The organism is Microcoleus sp. B9-D4, from assembly GCF_036705105.1.
Classification (GTDB): domain Bacteria; phylum Cyanobacteriota; class Cyanobacteriia; order Cyanobacteriales; family Microcoleaceae; genus Microcoleus.
The window spans coordinates 1-16,613 of record NZ_JAUBTS010000079.1; the positions used below are offsets into that span (position 1 = coordinate 1).

Annotated in this window: 18 protein-coding genes; 11 read left to right on the forward strand and 7 right to left on the reverse strand. The window is 45.3% G+C overall.

Going from position 1 to position 16,613, the window contains the following annotated elements; translation table 11 throughout:
- Positions 1–179: 179 nt before the first annotated feature.
- Positions 180–854 carry an acetoacetate decarboxylase family protein gene (locus QUB24_RS29550; protein ID WP_333157153.1) on the reverse strand — a complete coding sequence of 225 codons (675 nt, stop codon included), beginning with the start codon at positions 852–854 and terminating at the stop codon, positions 180–182.
- A 217-nt stretch (positions 855–1,071) separates the two neighbouring features.
- Between QUB24_RS29550 and QUB24_RS29555 the strand changes: the two genes are divergently transcribed.
- The 3 genes from QUB24_RS29555 (at position 1,072) to QUB24_RS29565 (ending at position 4,073) form a co-directional block, all read left to right on the forward strand.
- Positions 1,072–1,734 carry a glycerol-3-phosphate ABC transporter substrate-binding protein gene (locus tag QUB24_RS29555; RefSeq protein WP_333157154.1) on the forward strand — a complete coding sequence of 221 codons (663 nt, stop codon included), beginning with the start codon at positions 1,072–1,074 and terminating at the stop codon, positions 1,732–1,734.
- 258 nt (positions 1,735–1,992) lie between these two features.
- Positions 1,993–2,844, forward strand: coding sequence for a hypothetical protein (locus tag QUB24_RS29560; RefSeq protein WP_333157155.1), 852 nt, complete (start codon positions 1,993–1,995; stop codon positions 2,842–2,844).
- A complete protein-coding gene (locus QUB24_RS29565; RefSeq protein ID WP_333157156.1) occupies positions 2,841–4,073 on the forward strand; it encodes a tetratricopeptide repeat protein in 1,233 nt (410 codons plus the stop codon). The genes QUB24_RS29560 and QUB24_RS29565 overlap by 4 nt, the downstream gene beginning before the upstream one ends.
- Positions 4,074–4,215: 142 nt before the next feature.
- Here the strand turns inward: QUB24_RS29565 and QUB24_RS29570 are convergent, their stop codons facing one another.
- Positions 4,216–5,697 carry an S-layer homology domain-containing protein gene (locus tag QUB24_RS29570; RefSeq protein ID WP_333157157.1) on the reverse strand — a complete coding sequence of 494 codons (1,482 nt, stop codon included), beginning with the start codon at positions 5,695–5,697 and terminating at the stop codon, positions 4,216–4,218.
- Between the two features lie 188 nt (positions 5,698–5,885).
- Positions 5,886–6,560 (reverse strand): polysaccharide deacetylase family protein, encoded by a 675-nt coding sequence (locus QUB24_RS29575; protein WP_333157158.1) that lies wholly within the window; start codon positions 6,558–6,560, stop codon positions 5,886–5,888.
- Positions 6,561–6,639: 79 nt separating this feature from the next.
- Here QUB24_RS29575 and QUB24_RS29580 point away from each other — a divergent pair, with 79 nt between their 5' ends.
- From QUB24_RS29580 to QUB24_RS29610, 7 genes are all read left to right on the forward strand, one after another.
- Positions 6,640–6,933 (forward strand): DUF433 domain-containing protein, encoded by a 294-nt coding sequence (locus QUB24_RS29580; RefSeq protein WP_333157159.1) that lies wholly within the window; start codon positions 6,640–6,642, stop codon positions 6,931–6,933.
- Entirely contained in the window at positions 6,930–7,301 is a 372-nt protein-coding gene (locus tag QUB24_RS29585) for a DUF5615 family PIN-like protein (RefSeq protein WP_333157160.1), read from the forward strand. Before QUB24_RS29580 ends, QUB24_RS29585 begins: the two co-directional genes overlap by 4 nt.
- Before the next feature lie 173 nt (positions 7,302–7,474).
- Positions 7,475–8,242, forward strand: coding sequence for a ChaB family protein (locus tag QUB24_RS29590; RefSeq protein ID WP_333157161.1), 768 nt, complete (start codon positions 7,475–7,477; stop codon positions 8,240–8,242).
- 426 nt (positions 8,243–8,668) lie between these two features.
- A complete protein-coding gene (gene rd / locus QUB24_RS29595) occupies positions 8,669–8,827 on the forward strand; it encodes a rubredoxin (protein WP_333157162.1) in 159 nt (52 codons plus the stop codon).
- 24 nt (positions 8,828–8,851) lie between these two features.
- Complete coding sequence (locus tag QUB24_RS29600; protein WP_333157163.1) at positions 8,852–10,114, forward strand: NAD(P)/FAD-dependent oxidoreductase; 1,263 nt, start codon at positions 8,852–8,854, stop codon at positions 10,112–10,114.
- 173 nt (positions 10,115–10,287) lie between these two features.
- Positions 10,288–10,965 (forward strand): hypothetical protein, encoded by a 678-nt coding sequence (locus QUB24_RS29605; RefSeq protein ID WP_333157164.1) that lies wholly within the window; start codon positions 10,288–10,290, stop codon positions 10,963–10,965.
- A gap of 137 nt (positions 10,966–11,102) precedes the next feature.
- A complete protein-coding gene (locus QUB24_RS29610) occupies positions 11,103–11,876 on the forward strand; it encodes a class II aldolase/adducin family protein (protein WP_333157165.1) in 774 nt (257 codons plus the stop codon).
- A 111-nt stretch (positions 11,877–11,987) separates the two neighbouring features.
- Here the strand turns inward: QUB24_RS29610 and QUB24_RS29615 are convergent, their stop codons facing one another.
- From QUB24_RS29615 to QUB24_RS29630, 4 genes are all read right to left on the reverse strand, one after another.
- The gene (locus tag QUB24_RS29615) at positions 11,988–12,890 is read right to left on the reverse strand and encodes an Rpn family recombination-promoting nuclease/putative transposase (protein WP_333157166.1); all 903 of its coding nucleotides are present in this window, start codon (positions 12,888–12,890) and stop codon (positions 11,988–11,990) included.
- Between the two features lie 37 nt (positions 12,891–12,927).
- A complete protein-coding gene (locus QUB24_RS29620) occupies positions 12,928–13,674 on the reverse strand; it encodes a HEAT repeat domain-containing protein (protein WP_333157167.1) in 747 nt (248 codons plus the stop codon).
- 38 nt (positions 13,675–13,712) lie between these two features.
- Positions 13,713–13,847, reverse strand: coding sequence for a hypothetical protein (locus QUB24_RS29625; RefSeq protein WP_333157168.1), 135 nt, complete (start codon positions 13,845–13,847; stop codon positions 13,713–13,715).
- 391 nt (positions 13,848–14,238) lie between these two features.
- Positions 14,239–14,775 (reverse strand): GNAT family N-acetyltransferase, encoded by a 537-nt coding sequence (locus QUB24_RS29630; RefSeq protein WP_333157169.1) that lies wholly within the window; start codon positions 14,773–14,775, stop codon positions 14,239–14,241.
- A 344-nt stretch (positions 14,776–15,119) separates the two neighbouring features.
- Between QUB24_RS29630 and QUB24_RS29640 the strand changes: the two genes are divergently transcribed.
- Positions 15,120–16,481 (forward strand): calcium-binding protein, encoded by a 1,362-nt coding sequence (locus tag QUB24_RS29640; protein ID WP_333157170.1) that lies wholly within the window; start codon positions 15,120–15,122, stop codon positions 16,479–16,481.
- Positions 16,482–16,613 lie beyond the last annotated feature (132 nt).

A 16,613-nucleotide genomic window follows, 5' to 3' on the forward strand; every position in this document is an offset into this window, starting at 1 on the left:
TTAATTAATCCGAAACATCTCAAAAACTGGTTTACTAATTGCTGCTACTGTACCTCATAACATCCGGAAGTGCTGTAAGTAGCTCAAACTAATACGCCGCGCCAGAAACCCGGTTTCTTGAACCGGGTTTCTGGCTGTTCTGTTTTTTTAGGTTTACTGCGAATATCCGCACTTTACAGCTAATAACTGAATTCAACGGCTCTGTTTCCCACAACTTCCGGCGCAGCGACTTTTAAACGCATATCTTCGCAGGCAAATGTTAGCAAGGGCTGACCTAAGTTTAAACTGGCAAAAGGACTTTCTTCTGCCACTTCTAATTCGCCTTTAATCAAACCGATGCGAGACTCTAATCCTCCTTTAAACAACAGCAAATTGCTGCGGTCAGCGCTGAAAACATTCCCGCTAAAAGGCAGCGGTAAGGCTAAGCTTTGCTGGCTGTAATTGAGGCTGCACAGTTGACGGTTTTCTTGGCGAACTGTGACGCGGTAGCCTAGCGGTGCTGCCTTTACCGAAGGGCTACCTTCCCAACTAAATTGAGCTAATTCTTTAGGAAGTCCCCAAATTTCGCGCCCGCCGGCTACCGAGTTAGGATTGTCTACGTAAATATGGGAAATCCAAGCGCCCCATTTTCCTGCATAATTGGCGATCGCACTAACCACAATAAACTCATTGTACTCCATCACCGAACCCAACCCGTAGGAGGATATATAAATGCCGCCTAGGGTTTTTCCGGGCAATAAAGAGACAATTTCTAACTCAGAGGGAACCAAGGGGCGCACTCGTGCCACATCTACCAATTGTAAAGTCTGAACAGCATAACCTTGCAGATTCCAAGGTGCAGATGGATATACCATTTTCAGTGATTTAATGTGGGATATTTTATATTTATTTTAGCTTAGCGCCTCAAAGAGCAACAATTTTTTGTATTTCTTCATGAACTTTTAGTAATTTTACTTATAAAATTTACATATAAAAAAGATTAATGTGTTGATGGCAGGCAAACAGTTGACATTCGAGAGAAAGTTAAATATGGTCTATCTAGTGAATATTTAGAAGGAAACCTAAACCTGTATGCTGACATCTTACAAACCAGATGTTTTCGATAGTTTAGAGCATTTTTTCACGGCGAGAGACCTGCTACAGCAAGCCCAGGACAACATGACACAACTGGGCGCTATCATCCGCAGTCACGGTTTGCAAAAGCAGGTAGGTATTTGCTTGCTTCACAAACACTTTGACCTGGCGGATAACGAAAGGTTGGTTGAAGAGTTTGATGGCAACAATGCTTATGTCAAGCCGACCGCAGAATACGGCGACGCTATTCCGTATATGTGGAAGGTTGAAAAAGATCGAACATCAGGCGACTGGGTTTGGTTTCCCTTAGAATTTGTCCGCGTTAGTGAAGCTGTATCGGCAGGAATTAAACGGTCAGAAGCAGTTGTCAATAACTCAGATTTTCTCAATGAAATTGCAGGTAAACTGTCCGAATTGGGGATGACTGATATGTTCGGCATCAGCATTTTGCACCGAGATGCAATTAAAGTTGCTGAGGGCGAAATTTTGGTAGAAAGCACAGACGATGAAGCCCGCGTTTTGACTCTTTCTTCAGTTCTCCGAGAGGATGTTGACCGCGCAACTTTAACGCAAACTCTCTGGCAGTTTCCCAATGCGGAAGGGTTTGAGATAGGAGGGATGTGCTCTCACTGTACTCACTGCACTCACTGCACTCATTAGGCAAGATTGCTAAAGGATGATAAAAAGTACATAGCAGAGGTAGGGACACGGCAGTGCCGTGTCCCTACGGAGAGCGATAGGCGGGTGTACTTAATAAACGTGGAATTTTCTGTATTGCAGGTTTGCACTTCGCACCTTACCGCTATAAGTAGCACCTCAAACCACTTTTTACCTACCTCCTAAAACTCAGAAGAAAAAACTAAAGTCGAGACTACCAACTGTTTTTTTTTGATAATTGCGCTTCATCAATATTAAATAATGTCCAGTCTCCGTCAAAGTATAGTAATTTATCGCTGCCAAAATCTGGAGTCAGAAACTACAGATAAAGAGTTCCCAATTCGAGTGTGGCTGAGTTCGGGCACGCAGCTAGCTTTTGACAGCGTACCCGATCGCATTCCGTATTGCGAAGGGGCTTTTATGCCAAAAGAACCTTGGAGGGAACCAACATCGGCAGAGTCTGCACTGCTTTGGGTTCATGAACCCCCACCGCAATATTCGGGTGTAGGGATTGTGCGTTTACCTGCGGATGTTTTAGCTTTGTTTGCTGCTGCCGGTATCGCTTCCCTAACAACTCCGATACAGGTTGCTGAGTTTAAATCCGAGGAAAAATGTCGGCAGGCGCTGGATAAATTAATTGAGTATTTTCAGCCTTTTTGTCTGTCGGACGCGTCGCCAATTATTAACGGTATGGGAGGCAGACAACCGGGATTGAGTACGGCAACAATTGATAATAAACGGGGCTGCCGCAACGGTTTGCATACTGATAATTGGGACGGGTTGCCCCTGGCGAAAAAGCAGGAGGCTACTAATCGGATTTGCGTGAATTTAGGGCGGGACAGCCGTTATTTTTTGTTTGTGAATTTGACAGAGATGGACATTTTTGAAATGCTGGGGTACCCTGATTCTGATGTTGGAAAACCTTGGACGCGACAGTTAACCAATGAGTTTATGCAGCGCTATCCAGAATATCCGGTGGTGAAGCTGAGAATTGCACCGGGCGAGGCTTATATTGCACCGACTGAGAATATGATTCACGATGCTTCTACTGCCGAAATGAAGCATTTAGATGTTAAGGTGATGATGCGCGGTTATTACAGGATTCCAGCATGAGTTTTGCCGATCGCAATTTTACAGATACTTTTAGAGATAGTTTGAAGGATGAGGGAAAATTGCAAGAGTCGATCGCCCTTTACGAACAGTCGATCGCCCAAAATCCCAATTCGCCCTCAGCTTACCATAATTTAGGCAAAGCACTGCAACAAAACGGGCAAATAGCAGAAGCTGTCGCCTGTCACCAAAAAGCCATTCTCCTCCAACCAAACTTTACGGCTGCTTACTTCCCCTTGCTGTACGCGCCGCTGCCTAAAGATTCTCCTCTGATTGACAGCCTGGTTGCTCTTTACCGCGAAGTTATCGAGATTTTGCCAAATTTTCCATTAGCCTATATTAACTTGGCTGTAACGCTGAGTAAGCAGGGAAAAATTCAGGAGTCGATCGCGCTTTTTCAAACCGCAGTCCGCTTGCAAACCGTCGCATCTCGCCCGCACCTGTCGCAAGTAGAATGGAATTGGGCCTCATCGCGTGAAGCGCAGCTATCCCCTAGGGAATCTGCAGATTTCATTATCATTGGTTCTCCCCGTTGCGGCACAACTTCTCTCTACAAATATATCACTTCGCACCCTCAGATTTTAGCGGCCGCCCATAAAGAAATCTGTTTTTTTTCCGAACATTTCAACAAGGGAATAGATTGGTATCTATCGCATTTTCCGCCGCCAATAGAGGCACATCATTTTTTAACAGGAGAAGCAACTCCGACTTATCTCACTCACCCGCTGGCTGCGGAAAGATTGCACGGTTGTTTGCCCCAAGTTAAGCTGATTGTGATTTTGAGAAATCCGGTTGATCGGGCTTTTTCGCACTATCAAATGCTGGTGAGGCGCGGTACTGAACACAGAAGTTTTGAAAAGGCGATAAATTCCGAGTTGCAATTGCTTGATGGTGCAACTGAAACTTGTTTAGAAGATAGAAATCATTGGAAAGATTGCCATTATATTTATAAGAGTCTTTATGGTTGCAGTCTCAAACAGTGGATTAAACTTTTTCCCACCGAACAGTTTTTGATTTTGCAGAGTGAAGAATTTTATGCCAATCCGGCTGCGACACTCAAACAAGTTTTTGAGTTTTTAGATTTGCCAGATTTTCCACTGGGGAATTACCAAAAGTACAACGGTGGTGATTATCAGCCTGCGGATGATGCTGTCAGCCAGCGATTGCGCGAGTATTTTCAGCCACACAATCGGGAATTAGCGGAATATGTGAAGAGAGAATTTGCATGGTAATTACAAAAAACTTATAGGGGCGGGTTGATCGCGAAATACCAAACACTGAACAGCTAATCTAGATACCCAATCCGCCCCTAAAAACACAATCCGCGTTAATTCGCGTTAATCGGCTTAAATCTGCCGTTAACAACCTCCAAATCTACTTACTAGCATAACCCGTACTCACCAAAAACTCCCGCAACTTCCCAAAGAATTGAGTACGATCGCGCCCTTGATAAACCCTCTCCAACAATTGCCAACCTTCCGCATCCTGGCCCATGACATACTTGTTCGCCATGAAGGCCGCCAACACCCCCTTCACCTCCCCATCTTCACTCAGACGCTTGTTAGATTCCAGCCATAGCTCAGCAGAATTCGTGTATACTTCCACCGGATACTGCTTGGTAACATCTTGCATTTTACCTTGGCGGTACTCCCAAACTTGCAGCGGAAAGCGAGAATCAGCGTAATTTGTAAAAGCCTCGGAAAATCGCCCGTCCTGACTCTTAAACTCTGGGATGTCATTTTTGCCAAAATCGACAATTTCGTAACTCACATTGCCCCAGAAATGCTTGATATGAGTGTATTTGTTAGCTGCCGAGTCGTAGCGGTAAATAAACGAATAATTGCAGCAGCGGACGCCGCTTTTGATTGACACTAAATCTGCCAGCACTTCCGGTTCCTTGTCGCCGTCCAAATCACGGATTCGCAGCGATAAAAAACGTCCTTCTGATATTTCTTCGCTGGCTCTTAGGTCGGGGTTATCTACTAGAGAACGAGTCGGAATCAGCACTGGTTCTTCTAATAAACTTTTACCGTCGCGGATAATTCTGATGCGGAGATTTTTAGCATTTTCTGCTTCTTTTACGAAAGAAACTTCCGCCCGAACTTTCCCCGCTTCCGAGGTTTCTGTTGTTCTCGGCGGGCCGATATTCGGCGGAACTTGGGCGATATATTCCGAAGGAATTAAGGCAGTTTGGCCGGGTTTGGCGATCGCCTGACAGAAAAAACTTGCTACTTCGGCGCGAGTAGCATTCCGAGTAGGTTCTAGCTGTTTAACAGCCGGATAATTGACAACAAGTTGTTTTTCTGTGGCGGCTGCGATCGCACTTCTGGCCAGTTCGGGAATGTCCCGCGCATCTTCAAAAGTTGCATCCAAAATCTCAGCCGCCGGCCCCGCAGGTGTATATTTCAAGCCGCTGGTTAAAGCTACCAAAACCTGCCAGCGGGTAACATTCAAAGTGGGGTTAAAAATACTGCCACTGTATCCAGACATAAAACCCGTCTGATAAGCTTCTCGAATTGCTTTAAAACCCCAGTAATTCGTAGGAATATCTGCAAAGTCGATCGGATTGCGGACGGTTTTGGCATCTGGAAAAGCCATGCGAACCATCGCCGCAAACTCAGCGCGGCTGACTGGGCGATTCGGGCGAAAAGTGCCGTCTTCGTAGTAGCCACTGATGATTTTTTTCTGCGCTAACTCCTCTATGCAAGCTTGCGCCCAATGGTCGTTAACATCCTTAAATTTGGCTTGAGCAAATGCCGGCGCTACATTCATGCCCGGAAACACTAAATTCCCGATGATTATCCCCAGGGCTACCAGTAAACCGATGATAGCTTGCCATCTGTGCGCTCGAATCATAGAACAGACTCCTCTACTTACAAATTGGCGCTCGAAACCGAAGCAAATTTTATGGAATAGCAGGTATTTTAACCTGTTTCTCTTAACATACTCATGAGTAGCGCCTTCACAGCCGCGCAGTGATTCCGAGGATTGCGAAGCAATTTCAAAGCTTGGCGATTGCTGCGCTTGGGATTGCAGTGACACAATCAGGCAGAAACTTGTTCCCAAAGTCGATCGACTGTCACGAATTTGTAACCTTTATACAAAAGCAATGGAATTATTTTATCAGCAGAAGCTGCAACATCTTCGCCACCGCAATATCCGTCGTGCAGTACAATAATTGATCCGTTTTCAGTTTGCTGCACGACGCGACTAATAACTTTCCTCACCCCCGGCCGCACCCAATCTTCCGGGACGACACTCCACATTACAGGGCGATATTCCCACTGTTGCAATAACTCTAATGTTCGCGGCGTAAAAATCCCGTTGGGCGGCCGCACGTCCCGGATTAATTTTGGATCTAAATCGCAAGCTTTGGCAATTGCTTTCTGCGTGTCTTCTAAACTTTGTTTGAGTTCGTGGGTTTTGAGTTTGGCAAACGATATATGCTGATAGCCGTGGAGGCCGATCCAGTGTCCGCGATCGTACACTTCTTTAGCCGTTTCTGGATGCCTGTCTACGCAAAAACCTAGCAAAAAAAAACTAGCTTTGATGTCGTATTTGTCTAAAATTTTTAACAGTTGAGGTGTGTGCTGACGGTGGGGCCCGTCGTCAAATGTGAGAGCAATTTCTCGGCTGTTGATATCACCCGTCCACAGACATCCGGGAAAAGCAGATTTGAGGATGGGATGAACGACAGGAAACAGGGGTGCTAATGGCATTGGTTAATGTTGTTTAGTGCGATCGGGTAGAAATGAAGCTGCGTTACAATAGAATAAAGTTAACTCAATCGAGGTAAATATGACAACTGCCGTTGATATTGGAACGCTAATTGTCCGCACGCCCGGAACTTGCGGCGGTAGCCCGCGAATTGCAGGAACTAGAATGTCCGTTCGGAGCATAGCAATTGACTACAAAGCAGGAATGAGTCCTGAAAAAATTGCTGAAGAATTCCCGCATTTGACGTTAGCACAAATTTATGCCGGATTGGCTTATTATCACGCTAATAAAGATGAAGTTGAGGCGGAGATAGCAGCGTACTACGAAGAGTGCAAGTATTGGGAAGCTGAATACATGGCAGGTAAGTTATCGTGAGTCAAATTCGTCTCTATATTGATGAAGATTCTGGCAACCTTTCGTTGGTAGAATCTTTGCGTAATTCTGCTGTAGAGGTGATGACTACCTCAGACGCGAACAAGCTTAGCTCTTCAGATGAGGAGCAGCTAATCTGGGCAACTGAGCAAGGGCGCGTCATTTACAGTTCTAACATGGGAGATTTCTGCCGTTTGCACAGAACTTTTGCTGAACAAAAAAGAACTCATTCAGGAATTATTGTTGTACCTAGACAAAGTTACTCAGTAGGTGCTCAGTGGCGGGGAATATTGAACTTAATGGCGTCTAAGTCAGCAGAGGAAATGATAAATCAACTCGAATATTTGGGGGCTTATATCAGAGCTGAATAACCGTCTGCAAGAGATGAGCAAGCGCAAATTTAAAAAATCGTTAACTCTTTTGATAGAGCCTCAAACTATCTCCGATAAATCGACCTCTATCTCGCGGTCGATGCGATCGCCCTACAGCGTCCTCCTATACTGAAAACCAGCATAACTAATCGAAAAACCATCAAGGAGGAACAATGACAGAGGAATATTTAGCCGAACGCACAGTTTCAGCCGTATTTAAGGAAGAAGAACAATTAGACGGCGTAATTCGGCGGTTGCTCGATCGCGGAGTTTCCCGCGACCACATCTCAGTAATGGGAAAAAACTTTCAATCTAAAACTAAAATTGCCGGCTTTATTACTAAAAAAGATGTGATATTAGGCGGCCTGCGAAGTGGGGCGATTTTTGGCTCCTTATTCGGTTCTTTTTTGGGTTTGCTAACAGGCGTCGGCGTGCTGTTTATTCCCTTTGTCGGTGCAGTAGTATCGGCAGGCCCGCTGGGTGCGGTACTGTTGGGTGCAGCTAGCGGCGCGATCGCAGGTTCGGCCGGTGCGGGTCTAGTTTCCGCTTTGGTCGCTTTGGGAATGCCCGAAGACAAAGCAACTATCTATCAAACCCGCGTTGAAGCAGGCGAATTTCTCGTGATGGCAGAAGTTCCCGCCGACCGTTCGGGCGAATTTCAACTCTTGCTAGAAAGTGCAGGTGGCGAAGAAGTTTCAGTTAGCGAAATGACGCTGCCGCGCGCCGTTAAAGGTCGCTGCAATAGTCCGGCAGACTTATCTCCAGAAGTGCGATCGCACCTGTCGGAAGCAGCTCAAAAAACCTTTATGGAATCCTACAACGCCGCATTTGATGAAAGCAACGACTCGATACAAGCCGAACACACCGCTTGGAACGCGATTCACCAGCAGTACGAAGAAGATGAAAACGGCGTTTGGACGAAGCCTTTAGCCAAAGTCTAGTCTTGCAATCGCGGTAAACTAATAAAAAATACAATCAAGCCTCTAGAACTGTGATTCTAGAGGCTTTGACGATTTGAGATTTGAGATTTGAGATTTGTGCAAGACTTATAGCAATTCTAAAAAGTCATGCAACAGTAGCTGTAGGGTGCGTCGCTATTCACTAATCCTAAAAAAGAGCGACTATCTCGCAGCGACGCATCGGTGCATACACTCTTTCAGGAAACAAACCCAACACTCATGATTGTTGCATGACCAGGCGAGAACTGGTATTAATTATAGTTGAGATTTTATAATTGTGCAAAATTTAATTTTTAATAATAATTTGGGAATGGCTGAAAGTCTCATGAGTTTTTGAAAGTGGTATTGCACTAGGTTGCGTTGTCAAGTACAATCTATAGGCTTACGATATAAAATTGAGTTAAGCAAATGCAAAAATACGTTTGTACAGTTTGCAATTACGTCTACGATCCAGCAGTAGGCGACCCCGACGGAGGCATAGAGCCCGGTACTGCCTTTGAAGATATCCCCGACGATTGGGTTTGTCCCACTTGCGGGGCGGCAAAATCCGATTTTGAACCAGAATAAGCGAGAAATAATTTGTCCGATCGAATGCTCAAAATTACAGTTATCGGCGGCGGTGCTGCTGGTTTTTTTAGTGCAATTACCTGTGCCAAAACCTACCCGCAGGCCCGCGTCACTTTACTAGAAGCTGGCCGCCAACTCCTGGCAAAAGTTCGCATCTCTGGCGGCGGGCGCTGCAACGTGACTCACTCTTGTTTTGACCCCGGTGTTTTAGTGCAGAATTACCCCAGAGGAGGGAAAGCTCTGCGCGGTGCTTTTACTCGATTTCAACCCCGCGATACTGTTGAATGGTTTGCCAGTCACGGTGTGAAGTTGAAAACCGAAGAAGACGGCCGAATGTTTCCGATTACCGACGATTCGGCGACAATTGTTAACTGTTTGATCCGGGCTGCTGAGGATGCAGGCGTGAAAATTCGCACCGGCGATGCAGTAGTTTCAGTAAAGAAATTAACATTGGAGGGCGGGCACGGGGGCACCGCCCCTACATTTGAAATTGAATTGAAATCTGGGGAGAAATTGAAGTGCGATCGCATTCTTCTCGCTACAGGCAGCAATCCATCGGGTTATAAGTGGGCAAAAGAGTTAGGTAATACTGTAGAACTGCCCGTTCCTTCTCTATTTACTTTTAATATTTCCGATAGCAGAATCAAAGATTTAGCCGGAATTTCTGTTCCTAATGCTAAGGTGAAATTGCCGGGAGCTAAATTAGAACAAAGCGGGCCTTTGCTAATTACTCACTGGGGTTTAAGCGGGCCTGCTGTACTCAAACTTTCGGCTTGGGGTGCGAGATTTTTGCACGATCGCCATTATAAAACATCTGTGCTGATTAATTGGCTTCCCCAGTACAATGCGGAAGTTTTGCGGCAGCAACTGCTAGCGGTTAAGTCGCAGTTGTCGCACCGATTGATTGTCTCTAGCTGTCCGTTTCCGGTGCCGCGCCGCCTCTGGGAACGTTTGACAAGTTCGATCGGCATTGATGAGCAAAAACGCTGGGCTGACTTATCGAATAAAATCCTCGATCGCCTCCTGCTAGAACTCGTTCAAGGCGAATATCAGATTGCCGGAAAAGGCGCATTTAAAGAAGAATTCGTCACCTGCGGCGGTGTCAACCTCAAAGAAGTCGATTTTAAAACAATGGAAAGCCGCCGCTGTCCCGGACTTTTCTTTGCTGGCGAAATCTTGGATATCGACGGCGTGACGGGCGGTTTCAACTTCCAAAGTGCTTGGACTACGGCGTGGTTGGCCGGAAACGCGATCGGCAAACCATCCGATTTTAGATTTGAGATTTGAGATTTTAGATTGGGGAATACTTGCTGTGTAAAGGTTTAGGAGTTGCGATCGGGCGATCGGCTTGCCTGTATTAAATTTTGTGTTATTTTTGAATTAAGGCGCACCAAATGTGCGTTAAATTCGGCTTGCAGACAAAATTCGCAGTTTTGCGAAGTTAACATCGGGGAAGACAGATGAAAAACTTGAATCTACAAACCCTAAAGTTCGATCGCAACCTTGAGGGCCATCTTGACTCACCTTTCATCGAAAAAAATGGCTTGCTGGAATTCAACCCCAAATTTATCACTCCCCAATTTTTAACAACCTGGACGTTTGAGACGCACCTGTACGGCGAACAAGTGGCGATCGACCACTTTGTCCTCACATTCCCTAGCCGCACCCAACTAGAAAACTACGCCAAATCTTTTTACCCCTTCGGTGCCAAAACAGTTGAAGGCCCCGACTTGTTCCCGATTAACTTTTGTGCGGAAAACATTAACGTTCCCTCCGACTTGTGGCTGCATTTAATGACTTTATTAATGCCAGCCGGCGGCTTAGTAGTATTAGATGCGCCCCACGCAGCCGGCGACCAAAAAAACCGCTTTCAGCAAGAAAGAGGATTAGAAGCAGTTCACCACGTCGCGATTCGAGTCGAAAACGTGCAGAATGCTGCTAAAATATGGCAAAATAAAAACTTTAAACCGCTATCAGAGCGTCCTCTAGACTACGGCTCATTAACCCAGTGGTTTCTGCAAAACCCCGCCGGACAAATTCTCGAATTAATCGAGCGCCACCCCGGCAACAACGCCACCTTTGACTGCAAAAACATCGCAGGTTTGCGCCTTAGCGAAGATAAAGTCAGTAGTCAGTAGTCATTAGTCAGTAGTCATTAGTCATTAGTCATTAGTCAGCAGTCAGTAGTCATTACTCATTAGTTAACGGTTAACAGTCAACAGTTAACAGTCAACAATGCCCAATGCCCAATGCCCAATGCCCAATTCACAAATATATGGTTGCAATAAAAATCCCCAAAGTCACCATTCAACCCCCAACATTCAACTCAGTAGAAGAAGAACGCCGCCACCGCAAACAGCGTTTAGCCGCCGCATTCCGATTATTTGCCCGCTTCGGATTCAGCGAAGGAATTGCCGGACACATCACCGTCCGCGACCCCGAACACCTAGACCATTTCTGGGTTAATTCTTTTGGAATGCACTTTAGTTTAATTCGAGTCAGCGACCTAATTTTAGTCAACCACAAAGGCGAAGTTGTTGAAGGAAATAAACCCGTAAACGAAGCAGCATTTGCCATTCATTCCCAAGTGCACAGCGCCCGCCCCGACGTAATTGCAGCAGCCCACGCTCATTCTCCTTACGGCAAAAGTTGGTCGAGTTTGGGCCGTCTGCTTGACCCGCTGACGCAAGATGCTTGTTCTTTTTATGAAGACCAAGCTTTATTTGACGATTACACCGGAGTTGTTTTGGAAATCGAAGAAGCTAAACGCATCGCCAAAACTTTAGGTGAGAAAAAAGCGATTATTTTACAAAATCACGGACTGTTAACAGTAGGTCAAACAGTAGATGAAGCGGCTTGGTGGTTTATTGCAATGGAACGTTCTTGTCAAGCGCAGTTAATGGCCGAAGCAGCGGGAAAACCAATTCTCATCAAGCCAGAATGTGCGCGTTTAACACAGCAGCAAGTAGGGTCTCACCGCATGGGATGGTTTAGCTTTCAACCGCTTTATGACATGATAGTGCGTCGGGAACCTGACTTATTAGATTAGAAACTCGGCGGTTGAAACCGCTAGTACACAAACACCGTCCGCCTGCGGCGAATAAAGAATGAACGAGGTATTAAAGCCGGATTTAGTATCAGAAGTGCAAAATTTATAAATTCATGCTGACACGGATTCCAGCCAAGCTATCAAATCCTCTTGACTGGTAAAATTTAACAATATTTCTCCTAAATCCTCTAATTGTTCGAGAGATAACTGTTGGATGCGAGTTTGAATTTCCGGCGAAATTTCACCAGTGCGCCGCACGACTTGACGCAGGATTAATGCTGTTTGCCCCTCAATTATGCCTTCTTTGCGACTTTTAATAATAGCACCGCGCTGGTCTTCAAAAAACATTTCCCGCTTTTCCACTTCCTCTAATTCCTTAAGGGTTAAATTACTTCGGCTGGCGATGGAAAAAGCTGTTTGAATTTCGGGAATTGATGCAAATTTTTCAGGCATTTCATCGAAGAGGGGAGCATTTTTGATAAAATAAATCCAGCTTTGAATTATGTTTTCGACTTGTTCCAGTTCTTGGTTAAACTTGGGCAGTTCGACAAACACTAATTCGATTTCTCTGTTATAATACTCGAAGTTTTCTTCGAGTTCTTTAAATACAAAATGGGTGAGAAATTTTTCTGTATTTTCAAACAGAATAAAATCTGTAATTGTTAAAGCAATCAGAGGATTTAATTTAGAGTATCCTTCCCTGGGTCTGAGTTGAGTTGCGTAGGTTTTGGCGGCATTGTAAACTACCCGTTTAGTAAAAGCTTCTACATTTATTACCTGCATTTCGATAATCACAGTTTTGTTGCCTGTAATTTTGGCTTTAACATCCAGGTAAGTGTCTTTTAATCCAGTAACACTCGGCGCGGCGTAAGGGTCAATAATTTCTAAGTCTTCAATGGTTGGTTGTGCGTCATACAGCATAGCATTGAGGAAGCTAATCAAAATGTCTTTGCTCTGGGGCGAACCAAAGATTTTTTTGAAACCAAAATCTGTTTTAGCACTAATGAAAGGCATAATTAGTAAGGGGTAATTGGTAATTGGGGCGTTTAAATCACAAAAGTCCTTCCATTTCTAAGTCTTCAATTATCTGCAATCCGCGCGGGTCGCCAACTCGCAAAAGTGAAGATTTAGCATCTTCCCTCACGCCCATATCTTCATCTTCTTCTAAAGCTTCAATCAAACCGTCGATCGCCCCAGCGTACACTATATTATTCGGCAATTCGCGAGCCAGTTGCCCGATCGCCCAAGCGGAATTACTTCGCACAGCAGACACAGCATCTCCCCGCAGCGCTTCAATCAACGGTGGAATCGCCGCAATCACCACATAGTAACCAACTTTTGCCATTTGACCCAGAGAACTCGCCGCCCACAAACGCACCGCCGAAATATCAGTTTTCAGAGCATCAATTAAAGATGGCAAAGCGCGGTGATCCCTGCAATTTCCCAAGGCCCAAACTACCCCTTTGCGAACGTAACCGTTCCAGTCGCAGTTAAGCTGAAGAATCAGCGGTTCCACAGCATCGGGACTCGGATTTCGCCCCAACGCATAAGCCGCGCTGACTCGCACCAAGGGGCAACCGTCTCTCAATAAATTAATTAAATGCGAAATTGCTCGATCGTCCTGCAGTTCGCAAAAAGCCCGCGCCGCAATCATCCGGTGCTGAGGTTCCGGGGATGCAAGCATTGGCAGCATTTCATCGGGATCTGGCAGCGGGGGTTCGGATTCATAAATTTGATCCAAAGGGCTTTCCAGTTCCGTGTCAGTATCAAGGGCGTTGGAGTAGTCGTTATTGTTCATAAAAAAACTTTACCGCACTGAGGATGCTCCTAAGCAACTCAGTCAGCAGTCAGCAGTCCGTCAATAATTGTAGGGGGCGCGCGCAGTACCTTACTACTGAGATCTTGCACCATTGTCAGCAACAGGCAAGATGCCTGTTCCACAAGAAAATTTATCTGTTGTGGAACAGGCATCTTGCCTGTTCCTAAAAGGCTAATTGAGAATGGTGCAACATATGACTTACTACAAACAAATACCTTTGCTGTCACCTAAGTTGGTAGCGAGGACTTCAGTCCTCATAATTGCTGTCACCTAAGTTTGTAGTGAGAACTTCAGTCGTCATAATGTGGATGAATTACGACTAAAATCCTTACTACAAACGGATATCTCTGCTGTTACTTAAGTTGGTAAGCTGTCGCGCCTTTAAATTGCATATTCAGGGCGGGCGGGACGCCCACCCCACAAGAGTTAGATTGTTTTTTGACAGACAATTTAAATGCAGAACAGCTTAGTGAGGACTGAAGTCCTCATAATTGGGATGAATCAGGACTTTAGCCCTGATTCCAAACCAGTAGAATTTATATTTCAAAGGGATTTGAGCATCGAGAGGGAATGAGTTTGATAGCCTAATTTTTGATAGAGATTCACCGCAGGCTGATTGCTCAGAAATACTTGCAAACCAATTTGCCGATCGCCCCTTTCCCGCGCCCAATTTTCAGCATGAATAACTAAAGCTGCACCGACTCCTAAACGGCGATGTTCCGGTGCTACGTACAGCAAAAAAATGTGAGCATAGCGTTCTCCGGTGGTTTGGTCGATCGCATTTCCCAACCACAAACATCCGACAACCGATGTCAGATTTTGGGTTTGAGATGAGGGATTGAGATACTGCGAGGGAAGCGCCGGCAAAATTTCTGCCTCTTCCTGGGTGTTTTTCTGGCACTCTACCCACCAAACCGGCGTCTGGTTAGAAAAATACTGCTCGACAGTTTGAGCCAAATGTCCCAATTCCCCATCCGGGTAAAGCTCTCGGTAAGTCCGGTGCATAAACTTTACCAGTTTTGCTCGATCGAGTCCCGATCCCGATCGCAGCCAGTAGCCCGGTATTAGTTGAGCAGACATCAGCTCAGCGGACACGGAAAGCGGAATAATTTAGCCCCAAGAAAATTGGGTTCACTACTGCCGCTTGCTTTTGGGGGATCGCTTCCTCAATCGGTGCCGGGGCAGCCATGTCACCAGGCAAAAAGATGCGAGCACTGACTGCTACCAGAGCCGCGAAAAATACTAATACCGCTATTAATGGAGCAATGTATTGACGAATGATACCCATAACCGCAAAAACTTAATTCTTGAGTTGATCTTATCAAGTGTACCATACAAATCTTGTCAGCTATAATGGCTGCCATTGGACAATTAGCTCAAGAAGAGAGCGATCGCAAATACCAACAAACAGAAAATCTAATATTATGAGTGCCTCGCCTGCTGTTTATGAAGCTCTAGCTAAATCAATTGTTTTTTTGAATCAAAAGCCGAGCGCGCAAAATGAAGTATCGACTTTCCTAGATACTAATGGCTACTATATCGATCGCATATTCGACGACCCCGAAACAAACTTTTATGCGATCGGGTTCGGTTCATCCAATCCCGAAAACCCGCCCGCCCTCGTATTTAAAGGTACAGACTTCATCGACGGCGACGCTATCTTTTCCGACTCGCGGGACATTGGTTTACCTGAATTTGAAAAGAACAAAGATAATATCAAAAATTGGCTGACAGAAATAGGTCAAAATACTGGTAAAAACCCCAACAAATTATTGCCGGATGTCATCGGACACAGTTGGGGCGGAGCAGTCGCTCAAATTGTAGCAACCGAATACACATCTCTGACCGGCGATATCTTTACTTTCAACTCTCCGGGAGTCTCAGCGAGTACATTCACCAGTTTTCGGAGAAATCTCGGCAGAGTCGGCAACAAAAATGTCACTCACTACATTGTCAGCGGAGATGTAGTCAGCTTGTTTGGGGAAGCATTTATCCCGGGTAAAGTATTTATCCAAAGTTTTACCGATCCGAGTATTAATCCCTTAACTGTTTTGGCAAAACATCGAACAGAAAATTTGTTAACTACTCCGCCCGTGGGTTTTTTGCAGAGGCAAGTTTCCGTAGAACAATTAAACAGTCCCGAATTTACTTATAACAACGATTCAGATTTTAACGAGTTTATCGCTGCCATGAATTTGGCCTTGCCCAATGTGTCAGTCGCCATCAGAAGCAGAGGCGGTGCAGAGAGTGTGAGAACCGCACCAGAATTTTCTTTTGTGCAGTTCATCAGAGAAATGCAATACGGTTTAGCTCCCTTACAACCGAATTATTTATCAGGGGACGATCGCAACAATACTGCTACGGGGGGCCCTGGAGAGGATACAGTTATCGGCAACGGCGGTAACGATACTCTCAGAGGCAATCGAGGTAATGACAGCATCATCGGTGGTGATGGCGACGATTTCTTGTACGGCGGCAGAGATAACGATTATTTGGACGGTGGCGACGGAAATGATTTGGTTTCCGGCGAGTTTGGCAACGATTTTTTAATTGGTGGTGCGGGGCGCGATCGCTTTGTATTGGAATCCGGCGGCGGAGCAGATCTGATTTTAGATTTTCAAGATAGTCAAGATTTAATTACACTGTCGCGGGGTCTAACTTTTCCTCAAATTAGAGTAACCCAAGGTGTTGACGGAGCTTTAATTAGTATCCCGATTACTGGGGAAATTCTTGCTACTCTCAGAGGCGTAGTTGCCAGCGATCTTACGCGGGTAGATTTTGTATAGCTTTAGGGCAAGCAAAAGTTGTCTTTTTTGTGGCGCAAAACCCGCATAGGTTTTGTAGCTAAATTGTTTTTTGATATTAAAAAATATCACTTAATTTCCCCCTAAAAAGCCAATAAAAATGACCCATTAATA